At 56.8% G+C, this 25,671-nt stretch carries 23 protein-coding genes; 9 read left to right on the forward strand and 14 right to left on the reverse strand.

All coding sequences use genetic code 11. The features are described 5' to 3' along the window. Nucleotides 1–122 precede the first annotated feature (122 nt). Nucleotides 123–1,391 (forward strand): MFS transporter, encoded by a 1,269-nt coding sequence (locus tag ACJ8IP_RS19595; RefSeq protein ID WP_033645131.1) that lies wholly within the window; start codon nt 123–125, stop codon nt 1,389–1,391. A 73-nt stretch (nt 1,392–1,464) separates the two neighbouring features. Beyond that, on the forward strand, nt 1,465–2,442 hold the full coding sequence (ghrB, locus tag ACJ8IP_RS19600; RefSeq protein ID WP_033645132.1) for a glyoxylate/hydroxypyruvate reductase GhrB: 978 nt from the start codon (nt 1,465–1,467) through the stop codon (nt 2,440–2,442). 67 nt (nt 2,443–2,509) lie between these two features. Here ghrB and ACJ8IP_RS19605 read toward each other — a convergent pair whose 3' ends face one another. The 5 genes from ACJ8IP_RS19605 to ACJ8IP_RS19625 form a co-directional block, all read right to left on the reverse strand. Further along, nucleotides 2,510–3,460 carry a hypothetical protein gene (locus tag ACJ8IP_RS19605; protein WP_240290129.1) on the reverse strand — a complete coding sequence of 317 codons (951 nt, stop codon included), beginning with the start codon at nt 3,458–3,460 and terminating at the stop codon, nt 2,510–2,512. Next, complete coding sequence (locus ACJ8IP_RS19610) at nt 3,450–4,712, reverse strand: ATP-grasp domain-containing protein (protein WP_033652315.1); 1,263 nt, start codon at nt 4,710–4,712, stop codon at nt 3,450–3,452. Before ACJ8IP_RS19610 ends, ACJ8IP_RS19605 begins: the two co-directional genes overlap by 11 nt. A gap of 103 nt (nt 4,713–4,815) precedes the next feature. Continuing rightward, complete coding sequence (locus ACJ8IP_RS19615; protein WP_240290128.1) at nt 4,816–5,754, reverse strand: phosphotransferase; 939 nt, start codon at nt 5,752–5,754, stop codon at nt 4,816–4,818. Between the two features lie 5 nt (nt 5,755–5,759). Further along, nucleotides 5,760–6,899: a trans-sulfuration enzyme family protein gene (locus tag ACJ8IP_RS19620; protein ID WP_046687995.1), complete on the reverse strand. Its 1,140-nt coding sequence runs from the start codon at nt 6,897–6,899 to the stop codon at nt 5,760–5,762. 79 nt (nt 6,900–6,978) lie between these two features. Beyond that, on the reverse strand, nt 6,979–7,758 hold the full coding sequence (locus ACJ8IP_RS19625; protein WP_033645137.1) for a 2OG-Fe dioxygenase family protein: 780 nt from the start codon (nt 7,756–7,758) through the stop codon (nt 6,979–6,981). A 1,013-nt stretch (nt 7,759–8,771) separates the two neighbouring features. Here ACJ8IP_RS19625 and ACJ8IP_RS19630 point away from each other — a divergent pair. The 3 genes from ACJ8IP_RS19630 (at nt 8,772) to ACJ8IP_RS19640 (ending at nt 10,698) form a co-directional block, all read left to right on the forward strand. Beyond that, the gene (locus ACJ8IP_RS19630; protein ID WP_197782306.1) at nt 8,772–10,022 is read left to right on the forward strand and encodes a valine--pyruvate transaminase; all 1,251 of its coding nucleotides are present in this window, start codon (nt 8,772–8,774) and stop codon (nt 10,020–10,022) included. 74 nt (nt 10,023–10,096) lie between these two features. Next, on the forward strand, nt 10,097–10,318 hold the full coding sequence (locus ACJ8IP_RS19635) for a ribbon-helix-helix domain-containing protein (RefSeq protein WP_025304767.1): 222 nt from the start codon (nt 10,097–10,099) through the stop codon (nt 10,316–10,318). Continuing rightward, nucleotides 10,318–10,698, forward strand: coding sequence for a type II toxin-antitoxin system VapC family toxin (locus ACJ8IP_RS19640; RefSeq protein WP_147838417.1), 381 nt, complete (start codon nt 10,318–10,320; stop codon nt 10,696–10,698). The genes ACJ8IP_RS19635 and ACJ8IP_RS19640 overlap by 1 nt, the downstream gene beginning before the upstream one ends. 10 nt (nt 10,699–10,708) lie before the next feature. Here the strand turns inward: ACJ8IP_RS19640 and ACJ8IP_RS19645 are convergent, their stop codons facing one another. The 3 genes from ACJ8IP_RS19645 to ibpA form a co-directional block, all read right to left on the reverse strand. Beyond that, nucleotides 10,709–12,367 carry a putative transporter gene (locus tag ACJ8IP_RS19645; RefSeq protein WP_042783386.1) on the reverse strand — a complete coding sequence of 553 codons (1,659 nt, stop codon included), beginning with the start codon at nt 12,365–12,367 and terminating at the stop codon, nt 10,709–10,711. Between the two features lie 167 nt (nt 12,368–12,534). Further along, nucleotides 12,535–12,963: a small heat shock chaperone IbpB gene (ibpB, locus tag ACJ8IP_RS19650; RefSeq protein ID WP_004933922.1), complete on the reverse strand. Its 429-nt coding sequence runs from the start codon at nt 12,961–12,963 to the stop codon at nt 12,535–12,537. A gap of 106 nt (nt 12,964–13,069) precedes the next feature. Beyond that, complete coding sequence (gene ibpA, locus ACJ8IP_RS19655) at nt 13,070–13,483, reverse strand: small heat shock chaperone IbpA (RefSeq protein WP_004933919.1); 414 nt, start codon at nt 13,481–13,483, stop codon at nt 13,070–13,072. Nucleotides 13,484–13,792: 309 nt separating this feature from the next. Here ibpA and ACJ8IP_RS19660 point away from each other — a divergent pair, with 309 nt between their 5' ends. After that, nucleotides 13,793–14,140 carry a YceK/YidQ family lipoprotein gene (locus ACJ8IP_RS19660; protein ID WP_016929593.1) on the forward strand — a complete coding sequence of 116 codons (348 nt, stop codon included), beginning with the start codon at nt 13,793–13,795 and terminating at the stop codon, nt 14,138–14,140. Nucleotides 14,141–14,170: 30 nt separating this feature from the next. Here the strand turns inward: ACJ8IP_RS19660 and ACJ8IP_RS19665 are convergent, their stop codons facing one another. Beyond that, nucleotides 14,171–15,451 carry a DUF3748 domain-containing protein gene (locus ACJ8IP_RS19665; RefSeq protein WP_033652318.1) on the reverse strand — a complete coding sequence of 427 codons (1,281 nt, stop codon included), beginning with the start codon at nt 15,449–15,451 and terminating at the stop codon, nt 14,171–14,173. A 461-nt stretch (nt 15,452–15,912) separates the two neighbouring features. Between ACJ8IP_RS19665 and ACJ8IP_RS19670 the strand changes: the two genes are divergently transcribed. Together ACJ8IP_RS19670 and ACJ8IP_RS19675 are read left to right on the forward strand one after the other, a co-directional pair. Further along, nucleotides 15,913–16,881 (forward strand): threonine/serine dehydratase, encoded by a 969-nt coding sequence (locus ACJ8IP_RS19670; protein WP_033645141.1) that lies wholly within the window; start codon nt 15,913–15,915, stop codon nt 16,879–16,881. Next, a complete protein-coding gene (locus ACJ8IP_RS19675; protein WP_172755523.1) occupies nt 16,868–17,809 on the forward strand; it encodes an ornithine cyclodeaminase family protein in 942 nt (313 codons plus the stop codon). The genes ACJ8IP_RS19670 and ACJ8IP_RS19675 overlap by 14 nt, the downstream gene beginning before the upstream one ends. A 25-nt stretch (nt 17,810–17,834) precedes the next feature. On the opposite strand, the gene yidA is transcribed toward ACJ8IP_RS19675, so the two are convergent. The 5 genes from yidA to dnaA form a co-directional block, all read right to left on the reverse strand. Then, nucleotides 17,835–18,650 (reverse strand): sugar-phosphatase, encoded by an 816-nt coding sequence (gene yidA / locus ACJ8IP_RS19680; RefSeq protein ID WP_172755522.1) that lies wholly within the window; start codon nt 18,648–18,650, stop codon nt 17,835–17,837. 124 nt (nt 18,651–18,774) lie between these two features. Continuing rightward, nucleotides 18,775–21,189 carry a DNA topoisomerase (ATP-hydrolyzing) subunit B gene (gene gyrB, locus ACJ8IP_RS19685; RefSeq protein WP_004933898.1) on the reverse strand — a complete coding sequence of 805 codons (2,415 nt, stop codon included), beginning with the start codon at nt 21,187–21,189 and terminating at the stop codon, nt 18,775–18,777. Nucleotides 21,190–21,207: 18 nt separating this feature from the next. Next, nucleotides 21,208–22,293: a DNA replication/repair protein RecF gene (gene recF, locus ACJ8IP_RS19690; RefSeq protein ID WP_042783382.1), complete on the reverse strand. Its 1,086-nt coding sequence runs from the start codon at nt 22,291–22,293 to the stop codon at nt 21,208–21,210. Between the two features lie 45 nt (nt 22,294–22,338). Continuing rightward, nucleotides 22,339–23,439 carry a DNA polymerase III subunit beta gene (gene dnaN / locus ACJ8IP_RS19695; RefSeq protein ID WP_004933892.1) on the reverse strand — a complete coding sequence of 367 codons (1,101 nt, stop codon included), beginning with the start codon at nt 23,437–23,439 and terminating at the stop codon, nt 22,339–22,341. A gap of 4 nt (nt 23,440–23,443) precedes the next feature. Beyond that, complete coding sequence (dnaA, locus tag ACJ8IP_RS19700; protein WP_004933889.1) at nt 23,444–24,838, reverse strand: chromosomal replication initiator protein DnaA; 1,395 nt, start codon at nt 24,836–24,838, stop codon at nt 23,444–23,446. Nucleotides 24,839–25,520: 682 nt separating this feature from the next. On the opposite strand from dnaA, the gene rpmH reads away from it, so the two are divergent. After that, nucleotides 25,521–25,661: a 50S ribosomal protein L34 gene (rpmH, locus tag ACJ8IP_RS19705; RefSeq protein WP_000831330.1), complete on the forward strand. Its 141-nt coding sequence runs from the start codon at nt 25,521–25,523 to the stop codon at nt 25,659–25,661. The last annotated feature ends 10 nt before the right edge of the window (nt 25,662–25,671 follow it).

Below are 25,671 nucleotides of genomic sequence, written 5' to 3' on the forward strand. Positions count from 1 at the left end.
CTCCGCATGACGTCAGCCTCTGGCCCTACAACCGGGACGCGTCGGGAGAGCATCTGCCCCTTCGTCTTTCATGCCCAACGGGCTGGGCGAAGGGGATGCAACACCACTGAAGGATACTGAACATGAACAAAGCGACTGTCGCGGCCAAACGCTGGTGGTACATCATGCCCATCGTGTTTATCACCTACAGCCTGGCCTATCTCGATCGCGCCAACTTCAGCTTCGCCTCCGCCGCCGGCATCAATGAGGATCTCGGCATCACCAAGGGCATGGCCTCGCTGCTGGGCGCGCTGTTTTTCCTCGGTTATTTCTTCTTCCAAATTCCCGGCGCCATCTACGCCGAGCGCCGCAGCGTCAAAAAACTGATCTTCTGGTGCCTGATCCTGTGGGGCGGCTGCGCCTCGCTGACCGGCGTGGTCAGCAATATCCCGATGTTGGCCGCCATCCGCTTTATCCTCGGCGTGGTGGAAGCGGCGGTGATGCCGGCAATGCTGATTTACATCAGCAACTGGTTCACCAAATCGGAGCGTTCACGCGCCAATACCTTCCTGATCCTCGGCAACCCGGTGACGGTGCTGTGGATGTCGGTGGTGTCCGGTTACCTGATCCACGCCTTCGGCTGGCGCGAAATGTTCATCATCGAGGGCATTCCGGCGGTCATCTGGGCGTTCTGCTGGTGGGTGCTGGCGAAAGACAAACCGGCGCAGGCTGGCTGGTTGAGCGCCGATGAGAAACAGGCGCTGCAACAGCAGCTGGACGAAGAACAGAAAGGCATCAAGGCCGTGCGCAACTACGGCGAAGCCTTCCGTTCGCGCAACGTGATCCTGCTGTGCGTGCAGTACTTCGCCTGGAGCATCGGCGTATACGGCTTCGTGCTGTGGCTGCCTTCCATCCTGCGCAGCGGCATGCAGATGGGCATGGTGGAAGCCGGCTGGCTGTCGGCGGTGCCTTACCTGGCGGCGACCATCGCCATGATCGTGGTCTCCTGGGCGTCGGACAAAATGCAAAACCGCAAGCTGTTTGTCTGGCCGCTGCTGCTGATCGGCGCGCTGGCGTTCTTCGGCTCTTACGCCGTCGGCACCAACCATTTCTGGATCTCTTACGGCCTGCTGGTGGTCGCCGGCGCCGCGATGTACGCCCCCTACGGGCCGTTCTTCGCCATCATTCCGGAAATGCTGCCGAAAAACGTCGCCGGCGGCGCCATGGCGCTGATCAACAGCATGGGCGCGCTGGGTTCGTTCTTCGGTTCCTGGTTCGTCGGTTACCTGAACGGCGCCACCGGCAGCCCGGCGGCTTCCTACATGTTTATGGCCATCGCACTGGTGGTGGCGGTGGTGTTGACGCTGATCGTCAAGCCCGCCCGCAACGAGATCCAGCCGCAGATGGCTTGATCCGGTTATACTTTTCCTCTGTCAATCAACCCGAGGGGGCGCCATGCCCCCTTTGGCCCAGCTGGAGTTCGTGATGAAACCTTCTATCGTATTGTACAAAAGCCTGCCCGCCGACCTGCGTGAACGTCTGGAACAGCACTTCACCGTACACGCGTTCAACGGCCTGCAGCCGGAGAACCGCGAGGAACTGCGCCAGGCGTTGCAGCAGGCCGAAGGGATCATCGGTTCCGGCGGCAAAATTGACGAAGCCTTCCTGCAGCAGGCACCCAAACTGCGCGCGGCTTCGACCGTTTCCGTCGGCTACGACAACTTCGACGTCGAGGCGCTCAACGCCCATAACGTGCTGTTGATGCACACCCCGACGGTGCTGACCGAAACCGTCGCCGACACCATCATGAGCCTGGTGCTGGCGACGGCGCGCCGGGTGGTGGAAGTGGCGGAACGGGTCAAAGCCGGCGAATGGCGCGGCAGCATCGGGCCGGACTGGTTCGGCGTCGACGTGCACCACAAAACCATCGGCATCCTCGGCATGGGCCGCATCGGCCTGGCGCTGGCGCAGCGCGCGCACTTCGGCTTCGGCATGCCGGTGCTGTACAACGCCCGCCGCACGCACGAAGAGGCAGAGCAACGCTTCAACGCCCGTCGCTGCGACCTGGATACCCTGCTGGCCGAGTCGGATTTCGTTTGCATCACGCTGCCGCTGACCGAACAAACTTTCCATCTGATCGGCCGCGATCAGCTGGCGAAGATGAAGAAAAGCGGCATTCTGATCAACGCCGGCCGCGGGCCGGTGGTGGATGAGCAGGCGCTGATCGAAGCGCTGCAAAACGGCGTGATCCACGCCGCGGGGTTGGATGTGTTCGAGAAGGAACCGCTGCCGGCCGACTCGCCGCTGCTCAGTATGCCGAACGTAGTGGCGTTGCCGCACATCGGCTCCGCCACCCATGAAACGCGCTACGGCATGGCCGCCTGCGCGGTGGATAACTTGATCGCGGCATTGACCGGCACGGTGAAAGAAAACTGCGTCAACCCGCAGCTGTTGCAGAAATAACTCAGCGCGGCCGGCGATCTGCGGATCGCCGGCCTCGCCGCTTTTTGCGGCTGTCGACGGAGTATTTTCACTCCGTCAAACTCACGGGCTTTCCCCTTATCTTGCTGACGATAAATTTGCCCACGTCGTCATTGGCGATCAGCATGACCAGCAGCAGCATCACCAACACCGCCAGTTTCATATGGCTGTAGGCTATCGACGGGTCAAAAGCCTCCAGCAACAGCGTAATGCAGGGTGAAACATTCACAATAATGTTGGTGGTCAAGGCGCTGGTGAGTTCAATACCCTTTTGCAGCATCCATAGCGGCAATATATTCCCTAATATGACGATGATCGGCAGGTACATCCAGAAGCTGGATTGCGTCGTTGCCAATACGCCTTCGCTCGGCAACATCAGCGCGCAAACGCCAATGAGCAAGGGAAATCTGAACGACTGAATATTGACGGCGTTAAACGCTTGTTTGGACAATGATTTTGCAATATAGGTGCCGACAGCCATACAGGTTGAGGTGACGAGACACACTAAGCCAAGCGCCAGAACAAATAGGGTGTTTGAATCGAAGGGGTTAAAACGCTGCCCTTTCACGGCCAATATCATCAGCACGGCGACAATAAAAGCCAGCATCACGGCTATAACGATGTTTTTTACCCCCACCGAGTTTCGATTATAAATCTCAATGAAAACAGAAATGATCGGGCTCAGTCCAAAAAGCATGGCCACCAGAATGGAGGGCTCCGTCCATTTCAACCCAACGAAAAGCCCAACCCAAGCTCCCAGCGTAGAGATATTCAATAATAGAATTAACTTCCAGGCGTTGAGGCAAGCTCGCAGCTTGACGGGGAAAAACAGCACGGAGATCACAAAGAAACCGAGCCAGGTCAAGGTGAAAGTCCAAAACAATAATACGAACAGATCGATGCTCTGCAACAAACCTGAGAGAAAAACATCTATGGCCGCACCCAGGATGCAATATCCAAGAATGTACGTTGGGCCGGACGCCTTGATTTTAGTGTTCATAGACTTCAAACATGCCCTTACTTTCAAGGCCAACGATATATTGATAGTCGGCATTGAGCTGATCGGCGCAACGGTGGCTTAACGCAATCCAGCCCGGAGAGCTGTAAACGTCCGTCGTGAGTTTTATTTCCTGATCAACATCCGGCAGATTTGATTTCTTGTAGGAAGGCAAACCGGCGATGGTATCGACATGCTTAACGGCCTTGATAGTGCCAGCGCTAAAAGATATCAGCTCTTTAATTTTTAAATAGTTTAACGGTTTATATTCCTCTGCGACCGCTTCCAGGAATGCCTCGGTTGAACACACGCTCAGTACCAGTTCGTCAATCTGCGTGCGCTTCAACGCCAGGGATGACAACGCCGGAAAACCCGCGCCGTGCGGTCTGGCCCCGGTTTCAATTAGCGTCCAACCGTCTTTGGTTAAAAACAGTTCCGAGTGCGCTGCGCCAAACGTGATCCCTAAAGCATCCAGACAGCTAAAGATGTAATCTTTGAGCTGAGCGTGATTCTGCGCATCGAAGGAGGTCAGTTCGGTGAACTCACAGATGGAATCGGCCCCGTTGTAACTGCCCTTGCCCATCTTCCATATCGCACAGATCTTGTGACGGCCTTGATAACTGACAGTATCGACGACGTACTCTTCCCCCTCAATAAAAGGCTGCAGAATAATGACTTCATTTTTTAAATTGAGCTGATTGCTTTTTTTGAACAAATCACCCGAATGAGCTTCAACTTCTTCAACCGTTTTGCAAACAAAAACGGAGTCCGTGCCTGCGCTGTCAACGGGTTTTAGCACCAGCTTCCGGTATTTTTTAAACAGCTCGGTCGCATATTGCGTGGCGTCTTTAAGGGTAGTTAACCGGTGCGTGGGGATATGATTGATCGCGCTATTTTTCAGGCACTCCTGCATCAGGTATTTATTCCTGCGAGAACGGCTCGTGCCGGTATCGTTACCGGGCAGGTCCAGAAGCTCAGCCAGGTGATCTGCGAGTTCAATGCCTGTTTCACAGCCTGCAATCACCGCGATAACATCATACTCTTGCAATTGATTGAGGATCTCATCCCCCGTGTATTGCAAACTGATAAAGAAATCATCTCCTCTGTAGCTATTCAGCAGCTTCGCCGGGATATCTTCTCGACTTTGAATGTGCGCGCACCCGTATCCTTTTTTATTGAATTCCGGTGCCACATCATTTCCGGATGAGTAGGCGTCAACGAGGATGACGATTTTTTTCGTGTCTTTGATGTCCATGCAGCGGGTTACTCCGTACTATAATCAGGGCCGAATATTAACGTTCGATTGTCTTGGCGTCGAATTTACGCTCGACGCCCTTTTACTTTATGAAGGGAACGTGTCAGCAAATTTGTGAGAAGTCGGTGCGTTCAATACTTTTAGCCAGGCTTGTCATTTCGCGATATTTATCAGATTTATCACCACCCGGCTGATAGATTCTATACCGCCAATAACGCCAAAGAGATGTCAGAATGGCCGCGTATTCCGTATAGGTTTTCAACACCTTAATTTCGCGCGCTTCAAGCATTCTTATAGAATTATAACCCGCGATGATATGCTTCGCTTTTTCCGGCGACAGCGTCCCATTGATGTCGCAGGTGCCGACAATCGCCATGGCGATATCGAAAACGGAGTGATAAATACAGGTCAACTCAAAATCTATCATGCCGACGAACTGCTCGCCTTCAAACAGCATATTGTCGTAGAAAAGATCGGAATGGATGACAGAGGTAGGCAAGCCGCTGATGCGTTCTACGGCAAGATGCCTGAGTCTATCTTTGGCCCAGCGCTCATAATCCTGATCGATATTGGCATCGAGGGCATCCATGAACTTTTTCTGCTCATAGAAGACTGAGTCTGTTAAGAAATTAGGGACGGGGATCGTATGCAGTTTCGCCATGGCAACACCGAGCTGCCTGAGCATATGTTCGTTGAAATCCCGGCGGACGGCGCCATCCATATAGGTTCTTAATAGAGAGTGCTTGCCCCTTAATATAATTGAATAGCTTTCTTGCCCTTTGGGTTTGACCAGCAAGGAGGTCTCATAATCATGTGCTTCCAGCCATACCAGCGTCTTTGCCATGATCTCAACGTCATCACGGCTTTGCTCTTCAATAATGCTGAAAACACAGCGGCCGATATCCGTTTCGAGGCAGTAATTGGTATTGCCGGATCCCATCCCCAAGAAGGCGCTGCTTTTTACCGTCAGCCCATAAAGAGATTCTATGCGGTGAACTTCATCACTATTCAACGTTGAGCCTGTTTGCATTTCTAATTCCATATCATTCACTTGAGCGCTTGATGCAAATCTTCATACAAGTCATTAACGTCTTCGATGCCGACTGACATTCGTATTAATTGCCTCGTAATCCCTGATTTTTTCTGCTCCTGCTCGCTAAGACTTCTGAACGACGATGAGGCCTGATAAGGCGAGTTCAGCGTGGTCTCCAAATCCCCCAAACTGTTGGAAGGGACGATGAGATTTAACTTCTTCTGAAAACTTGTCGCGTCAAACCGCGGGGCGATTTCAAAGCTGACCATGCCGCCGAACCCCCGCATCTGTTCGCGGGCAACGCTATGATTATGATGACTCGGCAACCCCGGATAGAACACGTTCGTCACATTAGGGTGCTCATTTAAACGGCTGGCCAGTTCCATCGCGTTGCGGTTAATGGCATTCATTCGAATGGCCAACGTGCGCAAGCTTCGCTCAAGCAGATGACATGACTGCGCGTTCAGACACCCGCCAAAGTCATTCATATATTCGGCCATTGCAGCAATGGACTCTTCACTGCCGACAGCCACGCCGCCTGACACATCGCCGTGGCCGCCCAAAAACTTGGTAGCGCTGTGCAATACCAAATCGACGCCATATTCCAGAGGGTTTTGGTTGATCGGCGTCGCCACGGTGTTATCAATAATGGTGAACACCCCCCGACTCTTGGCGAATCGGGTCAATAGCTCAATGTTCAGAATTTTAAGCAATGGATTAGTCGGTGTTTCGATATATATCATTCGCGTATTCGAATTGACTAATGCGATGATGCTCTCTACTTCACAACTCTCCGAAACGCTGTATGTGATGCCTAATTTTGCAAAATGATTCTGTACAAACTTGAGCGCACCTGAATACACGCCGTTTTGTAAAACAATATGGTCACCGGCTTTTAAATGCGAAAGCATCGCCGTCGCGAAAGCCGCCATACCGGAACTGAATACCAGAGCGGCCTCACCACCGCTTTCCAATGCGCACATCTTCTCGGCAACGGCGCGCTGATTGGGTAAGTTACCATGTCTTGGATAGACATCTTCTGTCATATCAAGATGCTTGTGAGAACTCGCGGAGAATAGCGGAGAAAGAATGCCACCATGCATTTCGTCGATAATGGTCCCGCTGTGAACGGCAAGAGTTTCTTTTGCTAACACGGTTACTGCCTATTTTCGAGTATCAGGAAGTGGGGGGCATGCCTTGAATAAAGGATCCCCCCGTTCATGTGAGTCTTTATTACGATGGGTTATTTGGCACCGCGAACATCGGGGTGAAATCGATTAATATGACATCGCGGAAGCCCACCTTACCGTGCCCATCCACATGAACCGGTTTCACCTGGTGCCAGACTAGATCATCAACGATGCCGATGGAGTCCAGCGGTTTGAGCATCGCCTCATTACACAGGATGTTCGTCTTGGTGTTATCTGTAATGATGTTCTCACCGCCAGAAACACCATCACGATTGATCAAATGTATCCAGGTGCAAGGCTCGCCATCCTTATGAAGTCGATTCGGTACGGAAATCCCCGGCGCATCAACCGTCGCTTTCATTCTGATGAAGTGAATGCCGACCTCCATGGGAATCGTGGAAGCATACTCATGTAACGGGGAATTTTTAAAATCATGCAGGACAAGCGACGTGATCAGATTATTTGACAAAATTTCGTTTGGGACAGGCTGAAATTTCCTTGCCTCCTCAACGACCTCATCATTAAATCCGACATCTTGTTTGTAACTGTAGGCGTGTTCGGAAGATTGAGGAATCAAGAGATTAAAGCAAGGTAAAAGCACATATTTACTGTGCTGCCGATAGCGCCCCGCATTTTCACCGTAGGGATCCAGAGCAAGCGTATCGAAATGCCGCTGAATAATACTTAAGTCTGATTTTTGCGCATCGGTAAGGTTAAAGTCATCCGAAGCCAATTTGCAATACCCTACATCTGTCATCATGGGGTATGCGCTCACACGGCACTCAAGTGTGTTCTCAAACTCTTTAATGTTACCACGAATCATCGTGCAATCTTCCTTTTTACTCTGATTGGAATAACGACATATTGATGTTCACCGCAATGCTCATGAACATTGAACAGCAAATGCTTCCCTGTTTTTCAAGTGAAGTAATTCATCTCACAAATAAAAGAGCTTGATTATTTATTCTTTAAACTTCCTGCACGCTAAAAAGTGCGAAAGAGAATTTTATAGATTTCTTTTCCACTTATTTATCGAAACCAGACTTGCGTTGTTTTTCATTGCTACCTGACCTCATCTCACTTGTACGCGGTGAGCGAAAGTCTACGCTGCATATGGGTTTTCAAATGACGCCAGGTGAATCGGCGCGAAACCTTTATCCTCCAACCCTACCCGCCTAATGGGCTGCGATGCCTGACGATGCGCATCTGCCGGACACAGAGCGCCCTACCCTGGCGTTACGCCGCTGAATGCTATTTGCGGCTCCCTCGCGGGCAGTATGATTAGTATTTTTTATACAAAATAGCCAATTTTCGGCAACGGCAACGTACATGCCCCATGCTGGCCAGCAGGAGACACCGCTCATCAAACCGATTGCTCTGTAGATAGACAAGGACGAAACTGGCAACTAACTATGGTCAGCCAAGTAAAACCGCCTTGAAAGCCGTGCTTTTGGCATGGCTTCATCCACGCTACCGCACTACTCATCCCTTTCCGAGCATTAGTTTAGACAATCTTTATTGTTAAGATAAATTTAACGGATGCGGAAGTTACTCGATATGGTTATAAATTGCCATAGTGTTAATGAAATGCAGCGAAAAAGTGTGATCTGGGTCGGGGCCGCAAAACCTGTGCCAACCCTAAGATCGCGTGACTGAAAGGTTGAGGCGATAATGGCGTGGGCCGGCGAACGGTCACAATAATCCAGCGTAATATGCTGCTAATCGAACGCAGGGCAAAACTTGTGCCCACCGGTCGATTTGTCAGCCGCATTGCAGCGGGGTTTATCTGGCGGTATGGTGGGTGATTACCTGCTAAAAAACAGTACTGCTGCACCTATGACTTTCTCACTTTTCGGCGAAAAATTTACCCGTTATGCGGGCATTACCCGTTTGATGGACGACCTGAACGAAGGCCTGCGCACCCCCGGCGCCATCATGCTCGGCGGCGGCAACCCCGCACAGATCCCAGAGATGGAAGCCTATTTCAAACAGCTGTGCCAGGAGATGCTCGACCAGGGCAAACTGACCGAAGCGCTGTGCAACTACGATGGCCCGCAAGGCAAGGACGCGCTGCTGAAAGCGCTGGCCAATCTGTTGCGCGACGAGCTCGGCTGGGAGATCTCGCCACAGAATATTGCACTGACTAACGGCAGTCAGAGCGCGTTTTTCTACTTGTTCAACCTGTTCGCCGGCCGCTACGCCGACGGCTCGCGCCGCCGCGTGTTGTTCCCACTGGCGCCGGAATATATCGGCTATGCCGACGCCGGGCTGGATGAAGGGCTGTTCGTCTCCGCCAAACCGAACATCGAGCTGCTCCCGGACGGCCAGTTCAAGTATCACGTCGATTTCGAACATCTCACCATCGGTGATGACATCGGCATGATCTGCGTTTCACGGCCGACCAACCCGACCGGCAACGTGATCACCGACGAAGAGCTGATGAAGCTCGATCTGCTGGCGCAACAGCGCGATATTCCGCTGGTCATCGACAACGCCTACGGCGTGCCGTTCCCCGGCATTATCTTCAGCGACGCCACGCCGCTGTGGAACCCGAACACCATCCTGTGCATGAGCCTGTCCAAGCTCGGCCTGCCCGGCTCGCGCTGCGGCATCGTGATCGCCGACGAGAAGGTGATCACCGCACTGACCAACATGAACGGCATCATCAGCCTGTCCCCAGGCAGCATGGGGCCGGCGATGGCGACGGAAATGATCGAGCGCGGCGATCTGCTGCGCCTGTCGAACGAGGTGATTCGCCCGTTCTACAAACAGCGCGTCGAGCACACCATCGAGATCATTCGCCGCTACCTGTCGCCGGAACGCTGCCTGATCCACAAACCGGAAGGGGCTATCTTCCTCTGGCTGTGGTTCAAGGATCTGCCGATCACCACCGAGGTGCTGTATCAGCGCCTGAAAAAGCGCGGCGTGCTGATGGTGCCGGGCCACTACTTCTTCCCGGGGCTGGAGCACGACTGGCCACACACTCACCAGTGCATGCGCATGAACTACGTGCCCGATCCGGAGAAAATCGAGCGCGGCGTGGCTATTCTGGCGGAAGAGATCGAGCGCGCACATCAGGAAGGCTAACGCCGACTGATTGAAAATCGACCGATAAAGATATACGATGCATATATCGTATATCTTTTTTTGGAGGGCCAACGATGACTCGCATCGTGATCGATTTACCTGAAGAAGACCTGCGGCAGCTCGATAATCTGAAAAATATCCGCCACGTTCCCCGGGCCGAGATCATTCGTCAAGCAGTCTCTCGCTATCTGACGGAGAACCACGTGGAAGATCCCAGCAACGCTTTCGGGCTCTGGTCCGGGGCGATGGGAGATGGCGTGGAGTACGAAAATCGTCAGCGTGAGGAGTGGGAATAATGGTGGCTCAACGGGCGTTATTCGACACCAATATCCTGATCGATTATCTCAACGGCATTCCTCAAGCCAGGGACGTTCTGGTCGAGTATCACATCAATCCGGCCATCAGCGCCATCACCTGGATGGAAGTGATGGTAGGTGCTAAAAAACAGGGTCCGACACTGGAGCTGAAAACACGTCAGTTTTTAGGGCAATTTCTGCTGCTGCCTATTACCGATGAAGTCGCCGAACGCGCCGTAGAACTGCGCCACTCACAGCATGTGAAACTGCCAGACGCCATTATCTGGGCCACCGCGCAGGTGGGATTCCGGATGCTCATCTCCCGCAACCCCAAAGATTTCGGCACTGACAATGGCGTGTTGATGCCTTATCGGCTGTAGACGATCCGCACTACAACGTCCAGAACAGCACCGCCAGCAGCTGCGGCGACATGATGCGCAGGAACATCGCCAGCGGATATACGGTGGCGTAAGACAGCGCGGCGGCGCCGCTGGTGGGATGCAGGCCGTTGGCGAACGCCAGCGCCGGCGGATCGGTCATCGACCCCGCCAACATGCCGGACAGCGTCAGGTAATTCATTTTGCCCACCGTGCGCGCCAGAATGCCGACGCTCAGCAGAGGAATGGCGGTGATTAACGCGCCATAACCAATCCATGTCAGCCCCTCGCCGTGCAGCAACGTATCGATAAAATTGCCGCCCGATTTCAAACCGACCACCGCCAGAAACAGCACGATGCCCAGTTCGCGCAGCGCCAGGTTGGCGCTCGGCGGCATAAACCAATACAGCTTGCCGATACTGCCGATGCGCCCCAGGATCAGCGCCGCCACCAACGGCCCGCCGGCCAGCCCCAGCCGCAATGCCGCCGGGAAGCCGGGCACAAACAGCGGAATGGAGCCCAGCAGCACCCCGAGGCCGATGCCGATAAAGACCGGCAGCATCTGCACCTGCTGCAGCTTTTGTTGGGCGTTGCCGACGATTGCCGTCACCGCGTCGATGGCCTCCGGCCGGCCGACCAGGTTGAGAATATCGCCAAACTGCAGCGTCACGTTGCTGCCGGCCACCAGCTCCACGCCGGCGCGGTTGAGGCGTGAAATCACCACGTCATACTTCTGCTTCAGGTTCAGATCGCGGATTTTTTTCCCCAGCACCTGCTCGTTGGTCACCGCCGCCCTCACTACCTGCAGCGCAGTGCCGCGCGTGGACAGCGAAGCGTCGACCTCTTCGCCGATCACCAGCCGGGCGTTCTCCAGATCTTCGCGTTTGCCCACCAGGTGCAGATAGTCGCCGAGCTCCAGCCGCTCATGCGGCGCCGGCACCATCAACATCTCGCCGCGTTTGAGGCGCGAACAGACGATCGCTTCACCGTTGAGCAGCGGCACGCTTTTGATCGCCATGCCCTGCAGATTGGGGTTACGCACCGCCACGTTCATGGCGTGCAACAGCTCGCGCTGATTGCCCAGGCTGCTTTCAAACGCCTGCGCCTCGCGCTCGATGTTGATGCGAAAAACCAATCGGATCAGCCACATCACCAGCAGGATGCCGCAAATGCCGAACGGATAGGCCATGGCGTAACCCATGCCCATGCCGTCCACCAATGCCGGATCGGAACCGAGATCGGTCAGGATTTGCTGACCGGCGCCCAGCGCCGGCGTGTTGGTGACCGCGCCGGAGAACACGCCGAGGATGATCGGCAGCGGCACGTCGAACAGCTTGTGCACTGCCGCCGCCACTGCGCCGCCGGTCAGCACCAGCAGCACCGCGAAGGCGTTGAGCCGCAGACCGGAGACGCGCAGCGAAGAGAAGAAGCCGGGGCCAACCTGAATGCCGATGGTGTAAACGAACAGGATCAGGCCAAACTCCTGGATGAAGTGCAGCATGTCCCCGTTCAGGCTGATTTGCCCGCTCTGGGCGAAGTGGCCGACCAGGATGCCGCCGAACAGCACGCCGCCAATCCCCAGCCCGACACCGTACAACTTCCAGTTCCCCATCCACAGCCCAATGACGGCCGCCAACGCCAACATGCTGACGGTCAGGGCGATATCGCTCATAGGTCACATCCTTGCCAAAGTTGAACATGGGATTTGCGGGCATAGACACACAATTAACAAGGATTATGGCATCGGGCAGACGGGGGGACTGTGGCGTGCGCCACATAACGCAACGGGGGAGATCCGTCTGGATCTCCCCCACATGATGATGACCGTTTTTCAGTCGGTTATTTGGCTTCCAGCTCCGGCGTCGCGCCGATGGCGATGCGCTGAGGCTGCAAGGCTTCCGGAACCTGACGCACCAGATCGATGTGCAACAGGCCATTTTCAAATTTGGCCTCGGACACCTGCAGGTGTTCCGCCAGAGTGAAGGTCAGCTGGAACTCTTTGCACACCAGCCCCTGATGCAGGTACTCGACCTGTTTTTCCGGCGGCGTGGGTTTACCGCTGACGGTCAGCCGCGGCCCTTCCACTTCAATATTCAGTTCGCTCTGCCGGAAACCGGCCAGCGCCAGAGAAATGCGGTAGTGATTGTCATCGCTTTTCTCGATGTTATACGGCGGGAACCCCTGGGGTTCCTGGCCCCCCATGGAACTGGCCAGTTTATCAAAACCAATCCATTGACGCAGAAGCGGGGATAGATCGTAATTACGCATAGGAACAACTCCTTTCATTAAGCGAGATGTGTTTATTCAGCCCCCTGACGGCAGGCGGATTATTACTGCATATTTGCCGACAGCGTTCCTGCCGGCGAAAACGGAATTATTTAATTTCGATACGGCGCGGTTTTAATGTTTCCGGCACGATGCGCTGCATATCGATATACAGCAGACCGTTTTCCAGTTTGGCGCCTTTAATTTGAATATGTTCGGCCAGCTGGAATTTACGCTCGAAATTACGCTCAGCGATGCCCTGATATAAATAGGTTTTTTCTGCCGGTTCGTTATTGTGCGCACCGCGCACGATCAGCAGATTATCTTGCGTGGTGATCTCCAGCTCCTGCTCGGCAAACCCGGCTACCGCAATGGCGATGCGATAATGATTTTCGTCCACCAGCTCGACATTATAAGGGGGATAACCGCCGTTGCCCTGGCTCTGGCCGGCCTCCAGCGCGTTGAACAGGCGATCGAAACCAATGGCGGAACGGTATAGCGGAGAAAGATCGAAATTACGCATAAAACAGCCTCCTAAGGCACTTCAGCGAGGTTGAAATAAATACGCCTTCCATTCTGGACAGGCTAATTAAGCCAGAATTCCCTTACGGCAAATTCTCAATCCGGCTCTGATGATAAAATGGGGGTTGATTTCATCAATTCAACGGGCGAGGATCAAAAAAAGCGCTTTTCGGTTAGGTGAAAGTTTTTTTACCACTTACACTAAAGTGAGAGAGCCGCCACAGAGCGGGATTTTGCTTCTTTTAAAGCAGCAACAGGATGTTATAAATCAGCTTAATTTAGGGGCACAGCAACCCTGCAGGATGGATTAATGACGACGATGAAAGCGATAGCGACGGGCTGCATGTTGTTGGCGACCAGCGGTTGCTCCAGCGTGATGAGCCATACCGGCCCGAATCAGGGTTACTATCCCGGCACCCGCGCCAGCGTGGACATGCTGAAGGACGACAACACCAGCTGGGCGATGATGCCGCTGGTGGCGCTGGATCTGCCGTTCTCCGCAGTGATGGATACCGTGCTGCTGCCTTACGACTATCTGCGTTCAGGCAATGACGCCACCGCAGACTCGCCAAAAGCGCGCATCCTGCGCAGCGAGCAGCAGAATCTGGCGGCAACCGGCAACCCCGGCGAGGGCAACGACAGCACCGCCACACACTAATCTCGCACGCAGCGGGCCATCAGGCCCGCCTTACGCCTCAACCACAAAGATCTGGTTGAATCCGGCAATCTCGCGCATAAATGCCACTTTCTTGCCATCCGGCGAAAACACCACGGCATCCCCCGACGGCGGCTGCACGCTGCGCTGCGTTAAACGCTGCAGGCGGCCGCTGGCGACCTCACACAGCATCACGCTGTTGTCACACACCAGGGCTATCGTCCCGCCCTGCGGGTGCCAGCTGAACGCCGACTGGATGTCATGCTCGCCGCGGCTGACCTGGCGCGGCTCACCGCCGTTCGGCGACACCGTCCACAGTTGCACCACGCCGCCGTCATCCTTCATCAGAAAAGCTATCTGGCTGCCGTCCGGCGAGCTGCGCAGCCAATGGCGCGGCGCACCGACCACGCCCGGAAAACGGCGTTCACCGGTAAAGGTCACCCGCCGCTGCCTGACGCCAAGCGGCGGCGCGGGCAGCTCGCTTTCCGTCCCCTGCAGCGGCACCGCGCCGGCCCTGGCGTAGTCGGCGTCGTTCTCCGGCAGATCGACGATAAACACCTCCGGCAGTTTCTCGCCGGCGGCGGACAGCGTATCGCCGATGAACGCCAGCGCCCAACGTTGCCGACTGCCGTCGGCCTTACGGTAGCCTTCGCGGCCAATCCAGCCTTCTTCGTAGGCGCGATTGATCTGATCGCTGCCCGGCTGCGGCTGCGGCACGGTCTCGCTAACCAGCACGCAATAGTGGCTGCCGTCATATTCACGGGGATGCTGTTTCGGCGGATTGACCCCGTGCAGCGGCACGGCCACGCCGACGTTGCGCAGATCGCGCGCCGGATCGCATTCATGCATCACGTGATCGTTGTAGGTAAAGCTGAGGCGGCTGCCGTCCGGGCTGAAAACGTGCACATGGCTGCCGCCGCGCAGCGCGCCGGGCGTGTAGGGCGCCGTGATATCCAGCGCGTCGAGGGTAATGGCCAACTCGCGATCCGGTTCGCTGACGATCACCCCGCGGCGGTGGTGAAAATCATACTGCCAGGCGCTGTCCGGGTGTTCCGGGCCGTGGATGAAGACGTAACGCGCCGGCGCATCAGGGCTGACCGTGACCACGCCGACGTGTGCGCCGTGCTGGGCGCGATAAACCACTTCCACCGCGCCGCTGGCGACGTTAACCCGCTCGATGCTCAGGCCGGTGAAAGAGGCGCCGCGCGGGCGCACGTCATAAGCCAGCCATTGGCTGTCCGGCGTCCAGACGTTGATATTGGTTAACTGATGCCCGCGTGGGTCGAAAGTCAGTTGTTTTTCCCGATGGCTCATGACGGCTCTCCTGCGCATGCTGGCACTGAACGGCCATCTTACCGGATCGGCAGCCGCGTTTCATATGGCCGGCGAGGACGAGCCGGGGGCTTTCCCGCGTCGAAATTTCCATGAGACTTATCCGTTAAGCCTATCGACGACGCCGGCAGGAAATAAACGCCCGGCAAGCCGGCCCCATTCCTGATGGGGAAACTCAACGACGCCCAAACGGTATAAGTAAAGGAAGCGAGCATTATTTTATTGATTATCCTTCTCCTCATTAAATACGCCCGCAGCGACACCTTACTTAACGCAAATAAATAAAAAATTGTGCCGCTAAACGACAAGTAATGTTTATTTTCACCGCATACGCGATGCGCCCCCCGGCCATTTCCGCTTTCTGGCCGGGTTGCCCGACGGGGTTTACAATAAATACAAAAAAGTACAAAATGGATTTTAAGTCTAAAAAATCCGGAGCCGGTATGAACCCCCTTTTCGATGCCATTGTTTCTGCCCATCAGCAACTGCGCCCTCAGGTGCGAGTCACGCCATTGGAGCGCAGCGTGCTGCTTTCTCAGCAATTGGGTTGCGAGCTGTATTTGAAATGCGATCACCTGCAGCACACCGGTTCCTTTAAATTTCGCGGCGCCAGTAACAAGCTGCGGTTGCTGGATAACGCGCAACGCCGGCGCGGCGTGATCGCCGCCTCTACCGGCAACCACGGTCAGGCCGTCGCTTTGGCGGGGCAACTGATGGGCGTTGGCGTCACGGTTTATGCGCCGGAGACGGCGGCGAGCATCAAGCTCGACACCATTCGCGCGTTGGGCGGCACCGTGGAATTGGTGCCGGGCGATGCGCTGAACGCCGAACTGGCGGGGGAACAGGCCGCACGCGAACAGGGGAAAACCTATATCTCGCCGTATAACGACGAGCAGGTGATCGCCGGCCAGGGCACCTGCGGCATGGAGCTGGTTGAACAGCTCACCGATCTGGACGCGGTGTTCGTGGCGGTCGGCGGCGGGGGTTATATCGCCGGCATCGGCACCGTTCTGCGGCAACTGTCGCCGAACACTCAGCTTATCGCCTGCTGGCCGGAAAACGCCACCAGCCTGTACAGCGCGCTGGAAGCGGGTCATATCTTCCCGGTGGAAGAGCAAGAAACCCTGTCCGACGGCACCGCCGGCGGCGTCGAGCCGGGCGCCGTGACCTTTCCGCTGTGCCAACAGCTGATCGACCGCAAAGTGCTGGTCAGCGAGGCGGAGATTAAACACGCGATGCGCCGGATAGCCGCCAGCGATCGCTGGATTATCGAAGGCGCGGCCGGCGTGGCGCTGGCGGCGGCGATCAAACTGGCGCCGGAATACCAGGGTAAAAAGGTGGCGGTGGTGCTGTGCGGCAAGAACATCGTGCTGGAGAAATACCTCAAGGCCATCGCCGATGCACATCCTTAATCGGCAGCAAATCCTCGCCGCGTTCGACGCCGAGACCATAACGCCGCTGCTGAAGCAGGGTTTTATCGCCTACTCGCAACAGCGGGTGCAACAGCCGCCGGTGCAGCATTTCCTGTTCGAGCGGGCCGACGGCGACTGCTGCATCAAGTCCGCCTGGTTGGAAGGCGACGAACTGTTCGTGGTCAAGATCTCTACCGGTTTCTATCGCAATGCCGAACACGGCCTGCCGAGCAATCAGGGGCTGATGATGGCGTTCTCCGCCCAGACCGGTGAGCCGCAGGCGCTGCTGCAAGATGAAGGTTGGCTGACCGCGCTGCGCACCGCCCTGGCCGGCCGCATCGTCGCCGAGCTGTGCGCGCCGCCGCATATTCAGGCGATCGGCATTGTCGGCACAGGCCTGCAGGCGCGGCTGCAGCTGCAATGCCTGAAACCGGTGACCGATTGCCGCGAGGTATGGGTGTGGGGGCGAGACGAACAGGCGCTGGCGGCGTATCGGCGCGATGCCGAAGCCGAGGGTTTTCGGGTGCGGGTTACGCAGAATGCGGCGGAACTGGCGGCGCACTGTCAGCTGATCGTGACTACCACGCCCAGCCGCGAACCGATATTGCAGGCGGCGGATATTCGGCCCGGTACGCACATCACCGCCGTGGGCGCCGACACGCCCGGCAAGCAGGAACTGGCGACCGAGCTGGTGGCCCGCGCGGACGCGCTGCTGGTCGATGCCCTGGCGCAGTGTGCGGACTATGGCGAGATCGCGACGGCTTATCGGCAAAAAAGGCTGATTTCAACGCCAATCGTCGAAATTGGCGCCGTCTTGGCGCAGGGAGGGCGGGTACGACGCGAGCCGCAGCACATCACCATCGCCGATCTCACCGGGCTGGCGATTCAGGATCTGCAGATCGCCAAAGGGGTGTTGGCGAAAGTATAAAGGGGCGCCGCAGCGCCCCGCGCTATCAGGCGTTGAGCACGAACTTCTCGATAGCGCGTGCCACGCCGTCTTCGGTATTGGCGCTGGTGACAAACTGCGCCACCGCTTTCAGCTCGGGAATGGCATTGCCCATCGCCACGCCGACGCCGGCATATTCTATCATCGCCGTATCGTTGGCCTGATCCCCCAACGTCATGATGTTCTCCCGCGCCACGCCGAGATGCTCGGCCAGCATTCTCACCCCGGCGCCTTTATCGACGTTTTTGTGCAAAATCTCAAGGTAGTAAGGCGCGCTTTTCAGGATGGTGTAACGCGCGCGCGTTTCTTCCGGGATGCGCGCGATAGCGCGGTCCAACAGCTCCGGCTCGTCGATCATCATCACTTTAGGGAAACGCATTTGGCGATCCATCTCTTCCACGCTGCGGTATTTCAGCGGAATGCCGGTCATTTCCGCTTCGTGTATGGTGTACTTGCCGATATCCTTGTTCGGGGTATACAGGGTATCGAAATCAAACGCCTGGTAGTGAACACCGAACTCGCGCGCCATCTGCTCAAAGTGCAGATAATCCTCAAAGCCCAGCGTTTCTTGCAGAATGCAGGCGCCGTCGACCGCACGCAGCACCAGCGCGCCGTTATAGGTGATACAGAAATCGCCGGGGCCTTGAATGTCCAACTGGCGCAGATAATCCTGCACGCCGACATAAGGCCGCCCGGTGGCCAGCACCACGTGCACCCCTTTGCGCCGCGCCGCCGCGATAGCCTGCTTTACCGCCGGCGTGATTTGATGCTGCGGATCCAGCAACGTGCCGTCCATGTCGATCGCAATCAGTTCAATAGCCATTCAACGCTTCTCCCAGTGGTTTTTATTCATGCTAACGCGTTTCAGCCTCGGCTGTCAGCGCCAAAAAAGGCCAAAAAAAATCCGCGCGGGTCGCCCGGCGCGGATTTTCACAGCCATTAACGCATCAGATATCGATGTTCGCCGCTTTCAGGGCGTTTTCTTCGATAAAGGCGCGACGCGGTTCAACCGCATCGCCCATCAGCGTGGTGAACAGCTGATCGGCAGCGATGGCGTCCTTGACGGTCACGCGCAGCATGCGGCGGCTTTCCGGATCCATGGTGGTTTCCCACAGCTGCTCCGGGTTCATCTCGCCCAGACCTTTATAACGCTGTACCGACAGGCCGCGGCGCGACTCTTTCACCAGCCACTCCAGCGCCTGTTCGAAGCTGTCTACCGGCTGACGGCGTTCGCCGCGCTCGATGAACGCGCCCTCTTCGATCAGCCCGCGCAGCTGCTCGCCCAGCTGGCAGATCTTGCGGTATTCACCGCCGTGGATGAAGTCGAAGTCCAGCTTATAGTCGGTATCCACGCCGTGGGTACGGATGCGCAACGCCGGCTCGAACATCTGGCGCTCGCGATTCTCGAAGATCACGAAGTCATAGCTGCTGCCGTGTTGCTCTTTGTCGTTCAGCGCCTGCACCAGCGACGCGATCCAGGTTTTCACCTTGGCTTCATCGCTGAGATCGCCTTCGTTCAGCGTCGGCTGATAGATCAGGCTGTTCAGCAGCGCGCGCGGGTAGCGGCGCTCCATGCGGCCAATCAGCTTCTGCACGCCGTAGTGCTCGGCCACCAGTTTCTCCAACTGCTCGCCGCCGAGCGCCGGTGCGCTGGCATTGGTGTGCAGCGTAGCGCCGTCCATCGCGATGGCGATCTGGTACTGATCCATCGCCTCGTCATCTTTGATGTACTGCTCCTGCTTGCCTTTCTTCACCTTGTACAGCGGCGGCTGTGCGATGAACACGTGGCCACGCTCGATGATTTCCGGCATCTGGCGGTAGAAGAAGGTCAACAGCAGCGTACGGATGTGCGAACCGTCGACGTCGGCATCGGTCATGATGATGATGCTGTGGTAACGCAACTTGTCCGGGCTGTACTCGTCGCGGCCGATGCCGCAACCCAGCGCGGTGATCAGCGTCGCCACTTCCTGCGAAGAAAGCATTTTGTCGAAACGCGCTTTCTCGACGTTGAGGATTTTCCCCTTCAGCGGCAAGATAGCCTGATTCTTGCGGTTGCGCCCCTGCTTGGCAGAGCCGCCCGCGGAGTCCCCTTCCACCAGGTACAGTTCTGACAGCGCCGGATCGCGTTCCTGGCAGTCCGCCAGTTTGCCCGGCAGGCCGGCCAGATCCAGCGCGCCTTTGCGGCGGGTCATCTCACGCGCTTTACGCGCCGCTTCGCGCGCGCGCGCCGCGTCGATGATTTTGCCGACCACGATTTTCGCGTCGCCCGGATTCTCCATCAGGTAATCCACCAGCTTCTCGTTCATCAGCGTTTCAACCGCGGTTTTCACCTCGGAAGAGACCAGCTTGTCCTTAGTCTGAGAAGAGAACTTCGGATCCGGCACCTTCACCGACACCACGGCGATCAGGCCTTCACGCGCGTCATCGCCGGTGGCGCTGACTTTGGCCTTCTTGCTGTAGCCTTCCTTCTCCATGTAGCTGTTCAGCGTACGGGTCATCGCGGTACGGAAACCGACCAGGTGCGTGCCGCCGTCGCGCTGCGGAATGTTGTTGGTGAAGCAGTAGATGTTTTCCTGGAAACCGTCGTTCCACTGCAGCGCCACTTCCACGCCGATGTCGTCTTTCACGGTGGAGAAGTAGAACACGTTCGGGTGGATCGGGGTTTTGTTCTTGTTCAGGTACTCGACAAACGCCTTGATGCCGCCTTCGTAATGGAAGTGGTCTTCACGGTCGGTGCGCTTGTCCTTCAGGCGAATAGACACGCCGGAGTTGAGGAAGGACAGCTCGCGCAGACGCTTGGCCAGAATGTCGTACTCGAATTCGGTCACATTGGTGAAGGTCTGGTGACTCGGCCAGAAGCGCACCATGGTGCCGGTCTGCTCGGTTTCGCCCACCACGTTCAGCGGCGCCTGCGGCTCGCCGTGGCTGTAAGTTTGTTCGTGCACTTTGCCTTCGCGGCGGATCACCAGCTCCAGTTTCTCCGACAGGGCGTTAACCACCGAGACGCCCACGCCGTGCAGGCCGCCGGAAACTTTATAGGAGTTGTCGTCGAATTTACCGCCGGCGTGCAGCACGGTCATGATGACCTCTGCGGCTGAAACCCCTTCTTCCGGGTGAATGCCGGTCGGAATGCCGCGGCCGTCATCCTGCACCGATACCGAGTTGTCGGCATGGATGGTGACCTGAATGTCACTACAGTGGCCCGCGAGCGCTTCGTCGATAGCGTTGTCCACAACCTCGAATACCATGTGGTGCAGACCGGTGCCGTCATCGGTATCGCCGATATACATGCCCGGGCGCTTGCGCACCGCATCCAGCCCTTTTAATACCTTGATACTTGAGGAGTCATAAGAATTCGACATCAACGTTTCTCGCTCATTTTAGTCCTGTGGTTGAACCTCTATTTTACCCTGTTCCACGCGGAACATCTTGCCCTTTTCACCGGCCATGTCGGTCACTTGTTCAGCGCTGACCGCGCTGACAAAAACCTGGGCCTGGGTGGCTTTCAGGCGATCGGCCAGCAACCGGCGACGGCCGGTGTCCAGCTCGGAGGCAAAATCATCAATCAGATACAGGCAACGCCGCCCGCTCTGCCGGGTGAGAAACTCACCCTGCGCCAAGCGCAACGCGCACATCAGCAGCTTAAGCTGACCGCGCGATAACAAATCCTCTACCGGCGTGCCGTCGGCACGAATGCGAAAGTCCGCTTTATGCGGCCCCACCGCGGTATAGGTCAACGCCCTGTCGCGCTCAAACTGGCGCTCCAGCAGCTCGCCGTAGTCGCTCTCTTTGTCCCAGCCGCGCTGGAAGGAGAAGCTCAGGGCGAATTCAGGCAGAAACTGCGCACAGGTCGCGGTGATATCCGCGGCGATCGCGTCGCTGTATTCCGCCCGCCATTCGCTGATGCGCTCCGCGAGCGGGATCAGTTCCTGATCCCAGGCGCGGATCTGCGCATAGCGACTCACCTGGCGCAGCGCGGCATTGCGCTGCTTCAGTAACCGTTTCAGGTTGCTCCAGGCGGTGAAAAAACCGGGTTCGTTATGAAAACAGCCCCAGTCCAGGAAAGCGCGCCGGAATTTCGGCCCGCCGTTCAGCAGGGTAAAACCTTCGGGGGTGATCAGCTGCATGGGCAGCAGCTGCGCCAGCTCGGCCACCTTGTGGCCGTCGCTGCCATCGATGCGTACTTTGCTGTCACCCTGACGGCTCTTGCTCAATCCTACCGACAGCTCGCGCTCCGCGCCGTCGATGCGGCCATGCAGCACGAACTCCGGTTGGTCGTGGCGGATCACCCGACCGGCCTGCAGACTGCGAAAGGCGCGGCCATGGCCGAGCGTATACACCGCCTCCAGCACGCTGGTCTTGCCGCTGCCGTTAGCGCCGACCAGGAAGTTGAATCCCGGCGCCAGCGCCAAATCCGCCGCCTCGATATTGCGGAAATCTTTAATCAATAAACGCGTCAGAGCCATGCAATCTCTTTACCGATGACGGTGCTGTAATTCAAGGTAACGAGACTACAACCGCATTGGCATGACAACGTAGGCCGCCGCCTGGCTGGCGCCGTCTTCGATCTGCACGCTGGAGACCGAGTCGGTCAACAGCAGGCGCACGTCTTCACACTTGAGCGCGTTCAACACGTCCAGCACGTAGCTGACGTTGAAGCCGATCTCCATCTCCGCGCCGTCGTAGCTGACGTCGAGGATCTCTTCCGCCTCTTCCTGTTCCGGGTTGTTGGCGGTGATCTTCAGCTGATTCTGGCTGACGTACAGTCGCACGCCGCGGAATTTCTCGTTCGAGAGAATGGCCGCGCGGGCGAACGCCTGCTTGAGCAGATCGCAGCCGGCTTCCAGCGTTTTGTCCGGGTTCTTCGGCAAGACGCGGCGATAGTCCGGGAAACGGCCGTCAACCAACTTGGACGTGAAGATGAAATCGCCGACGTGGGCGCGAATGTTGTTGCTGCCGATCTGCAGCTGCAGCAGCGAATCGCCGCCGTCTAGCAAGCGCACCAGCTCCATCACCCCTTTACGCGGCACGATCACCGAATGCGACGGCAGCTGCTGGCCGATCGGCATCGAGCACACCGCCAGGCGGTGGCCGTCGGTCGCGACGGTGCGCAGCTCTTCGCCTTCGGTTTCAAACAGCATGCCGTTCAGGTAGTAACGCACGTCCTGATGGGCCATCGAGAACTGAGTGGCTTCGATCAGGCGCTTCAGCGTCGCCTGCGGCAAGGTGAATTCCACCTCGCTCTGCCAGTCGTCCAGGTTCGGGAAGTCCGCCGCGGGCAGCGTGGACAGCGAGAAACGGCTGCGGCCGGATCGCACCAGCATGCGCTCGCTCTCCAGCGTGACGGCGATCTCCGCCCCTTCCGGCAGGCCACGGCAGATATCAAAGAATTTGCGCGCGGGCACGGTGGTCGCGCCCGGCTCGTGCGGCTGGGACAGGGCGACGCGCGCCACCATCTCCATCTCCAGATCGGTGCCGGTCAGCAGCAGGGAGCCTTCCGTCACCTGCAACAGCAGGTTGCCCAGGATCGGCAAGGTCGGGCGGCCGCCCAGCGGGCTGCTCACCTGTTGCAGCGGTTTTAGCAGATGCTCACGTTCAACGATAAATTTCATAGCGCTATGAAGATAATGTTCTGATTAAATTGGAGAAATCTTCTTTGATGTCGTGACTTTCCTCACGCAGCTGCTCGATCTTCCGGCAGGCGTGCAACACCGTGGTATGGTCGCGGCCACCAAACGCATCGCCGATTTCCGGCAGGCTGTGGTTGGTGAGTTCCTTCGCCAGCGCCATCGCCATCTGGCGCGGGCGGGCAACGGATCGCGAACGCCGCTTGGACAGCAAATCCGCGACTTTAATCTTGTAATACTCCGCCACCGTCTTTTGGATATTGTCGATGGTGACCAGCTTTTCCTGCAGCGCCAGCAGATCGCGCAGCGCTTCGCGCACGAAATCGATGGTGATGGCCCGGCCGGTAAAGTTGGCGTTGGCGATCACGCGGTTCAGCGCCCCTTCGAGCTCACGCACGTTGGAACGCAGGCGCTTGGCGATGAAGAACGCCACTTCGCCCGGCAGGCGAATGTCGTTTTCGTCGGCCTTTTTCATCAGGATCGCCACGCGGGTTTCCAGCTCCGGCGGCTCGATCGCCACCGTCAGCCCCCAGCCGAAGCGGGACTTCAGACGATCTTCCACCCCGTTGATCTCTTTAGGGTAGCGATCCGAAGTCAGGATGATCTGCTGATTGCCTTCCAACAGGGCGTTAAAGGTATGGAAGAACTCTTCCTGCGAACGCTCCTTGTTGGCGAAGAATTGGATGTCATCGATCAGCAACGCGTCGACCGAACGGTAGTAGCGCTTAAACTCTTCGATGGCATTGTTCTGCAACGCTTTGACCATGTCTTGTACGAAGCGTTCCGAGTGCATGTAGACCACTTTGGCGTTGGCCTTGCGCGCCATGATGCCGTTGCCGACCGCGTGCAGCAGGTGAGTTTTACCCAGGCCGGTGCCGCCATACAGGAACAAAGGGTTGTAGGCGCCGCCCGGATTGTCCGCCACCTGGCGAGCCGCCGCGCGCGCCAGCTGGTTTGACTTACCCTCGACGAAGTTGTCGAAGGTGTGTTTGGGGTTGACGTTGGAGCGGTAAGAGAGCTCGGGCTGCGCCGCCGCGTTGTCCCAGCTCGGGCGCGAAGGCGCGGCCGTGCGCGCCGCCGGGGCCGCAGGGGCGCTGCTGACGCTGGCGGTCACGGTCTGGCTGATCACCTGCGTGATCGGCTTGCTGCCGACTTCAAAACGCAGCAAAGGCGCATCCGTGCCGCAGAAATCATTCAGCAGACCATTGATATTGTTTAAGTACTTATCGCGAACCCAATCCAGCACAAAACGGTTAGGCGCGTACAGCGCCAGGGTGTTGTCACTCAGTTCCGCCTGCAATGGGCGAATCCACATACTAAATTCTGTGGCAGGTAACTCATCCTGCAATCGGGCAAGACACTGCTGCCAAAGCGAAAGTGACACGGCGGACTCCACTCGAACAAGATCAATAAAGAAAAGAAACGGGCAACTTTTTTATAACTCATGATTTTTGACACATACCCGGCATCGGCTGTTTGCCTGTGGGGGATGCGAACCGCCTTTCACGGTTTGTGTCCCTCACGATCCCGGCATGAGGGATCGCGATCGGAATGACGGATCATAGCGCAATCCGCGCAAGAGATCCTCCCCTTCCTCACAGATTAGATCCATTTTATCCACAGGCCGCGGCCGGCGGCGATCTTTTCGCCGCCGGCGCCGCATGACCACGCAGATCCCGGCCTCTGCGCCGCGTTTTTTACATTGTCAACCGGTTATACCCTGTTATCCACGTCGGATCCTGGGATCGCGCGCAAAGGATCTCACGGGGATCCTTGCGATTTCACCCCGAGTCCGTATAATCTTCGCCCTACGTGTGATACCTGGTTCCTTATGGTGCGTCATTAGCCAGACAGGATTCTGCGGTGACCACGGGCCAAGACCGGATTTTGTTCCGTTATTGGCAGACAACCAGGTAGGCTGGCGCGATGCGAATTGACTCAGGACTGTACAATTATTACAATCCCGCTTCTTTATGTATTGCGATTGAGGCGTCGGTCATCTTCACGCCGAGTAGCCAAACGCGTTTACTGATCAGTAATTATTTTAAGTTTAGGTAGAAATCGCTATGAAACGCACTTTCCAACCGTCCGTATTGAAGCGCAACCGTAGCCACGGTTTCCGTGCTCGTATGGCCACCAAAAATGGTCGTCAAGTTCTGGCCCGCCGTCGTGCGAAAGGCCGTGCTCGTCTGACTGTTTCTAAGTAATAAAGCTAAC

The organism is Serratia sp. CY52157 (assembly GCF_052168495.1).
GTDB classification, from domain to species: Bacteria; Pseudomonadota; Gammaproteobacteria; order Enterobacterales; family Enterobacteriaceae; genus Serratia; species Serratia ureilytica.

Coding starts and splice junctions, on each gene's coding strand:
- rpmH (WP_000831330.1), top strand. CDS start 25,521: ATGAAACGCACTTTCCAACCGTCCGTATTGAAGCGCAACCGTAGCCAC.
- ACJ8IP_RS19665 (WP_033652318.1), bottom strand. CDS start 15,451: ATGAGCCATCGGGAAAAACAACTGACTTTCGACCCACGCGGGCATCAG.
- ACJ8IP_RS19630 (WP_197782306.1), top strand. CDS start 8,772: ATGACTTTCTCACTTTTCGGCGAAAAATTTACCCGTTATGCGGGCATT.
- gyrB (WP_004933898.1), bottom strand. CDS start 21,189: ATGTCGAATTCTTATGACTCCTCAAGTATCAAGGTATTAAAAGGGCTG.
- ACJ8IP_RS19670 (WP_033645141.1), top strand. CDS start 15,913: ATGAACCCCCTTTTCGATGCCATTGTTTCTGCCCATCAGCAACTGCGC.
- ACJ8IP_RS19595 (WP_033645131.1), top strand. CDS start 123: ATGAACAAAGCGACTGTCGCGGCCAAACGCTGGTGGTACATCATGCCC.
- ACJ8IP_RS19605 (WP_240290129.1), bottom strand. CDS start 3,460: ATGAACACTAAAATCAAGGCGTCCGGCCCAACGTACATTCTTGGATAT.
- ACJ8IP_RS19640 (WP_147838417.1), top strand. CDS start 10,318: ATGGTGGCTCAACGGGCGTTATTCGACACCAATATCCTGATCGATTAT.
- ACJ8IP_RS19660 (WP_016929593.1), top strand. CDS start 13,793: ATGACGACGATGAAAGCGATAGCGACGGGCTGCATGTTGTTGGCGACC.
- dnaN (WP_004933892.1), bottom strand. CDS start 23,439: ATGAAATTTATCGTTGAACGTGAGCATCTGCTAAAACCGCTGCAACAG.
- ibpA (WP_004933919.1), bottom strand. CDS start 13,483: ATGCGTAATTTCGATCTTTCTCCGCTATACCGTTCCGCCATTGGTTTC.
- recF (WP_042783382.1), bottom strand. CDS start 22,293: ATGGCTCTGACGCGTTTATTGATTAAAGATTTCCGCAATATCGAGGCG.
- ACJ8IP_RS19635 (WP_025304767.1), top strand. CDS start 10,097: ATGACTCGCATCGTGATCGATTTACCTGAAGAAGACCTGCGGCAGCTC.
- yidA (WP_172755522.1), bottom strand. CDS start 18,650: ATGGCTATTGAACTGATTGCGATCGACATGGACGGCACGTTGCTGGAT.
- ACJ8IP_RS19615 (WP_240290128.1), bottom strand. CDS start 5,754: ATGGAATTAGAAATGCAAACAGGCTCAACGTTGAATAGTGATGAAGTT.
- ACJ8IP_RS19625 (WP_033645137.1), bottom strand. CDS start 7,758: ATGATTCGTGGTAACATTAAAGAGTTTGAGAACACACTTGAGTGCCGT.
- ACJ8IP_RS19645 (WP_042783386.1), bottom strand. CDS start 12,367: ATGAGCGATATCGCCCTGACCGTCAGCATGTTGGCGTTGGCGGCCGTC.
- ACJ8IP_RS19610 (WP_033652315.1), bottom strand. CDS start 4,712: ATGGACATCAAAGACACGAAAAAAATCGTCATCCTCGTTGACGCCTAC.
- ghrB (WP_033645132.1), top strand. CDS start 1,465: ATGAAACCTTCTATCGTATTGTACAAAAGCCTGCCCGCCGACCTGCGT.
- ibpB (WP_004933922.1), bottom strand. CDS start 12,963: ATGCGTAATTACGATCTATCCCCGCTTCTGCGTCAATGGATTGGTTTT.
- ACJ8IP_RS19675 (WP_172755523.1), top strand. CDS start 16,868: ATGCACATCCTTAATCGGCAGCAAATCCTCGCCGCGTTCGACGCCGAG.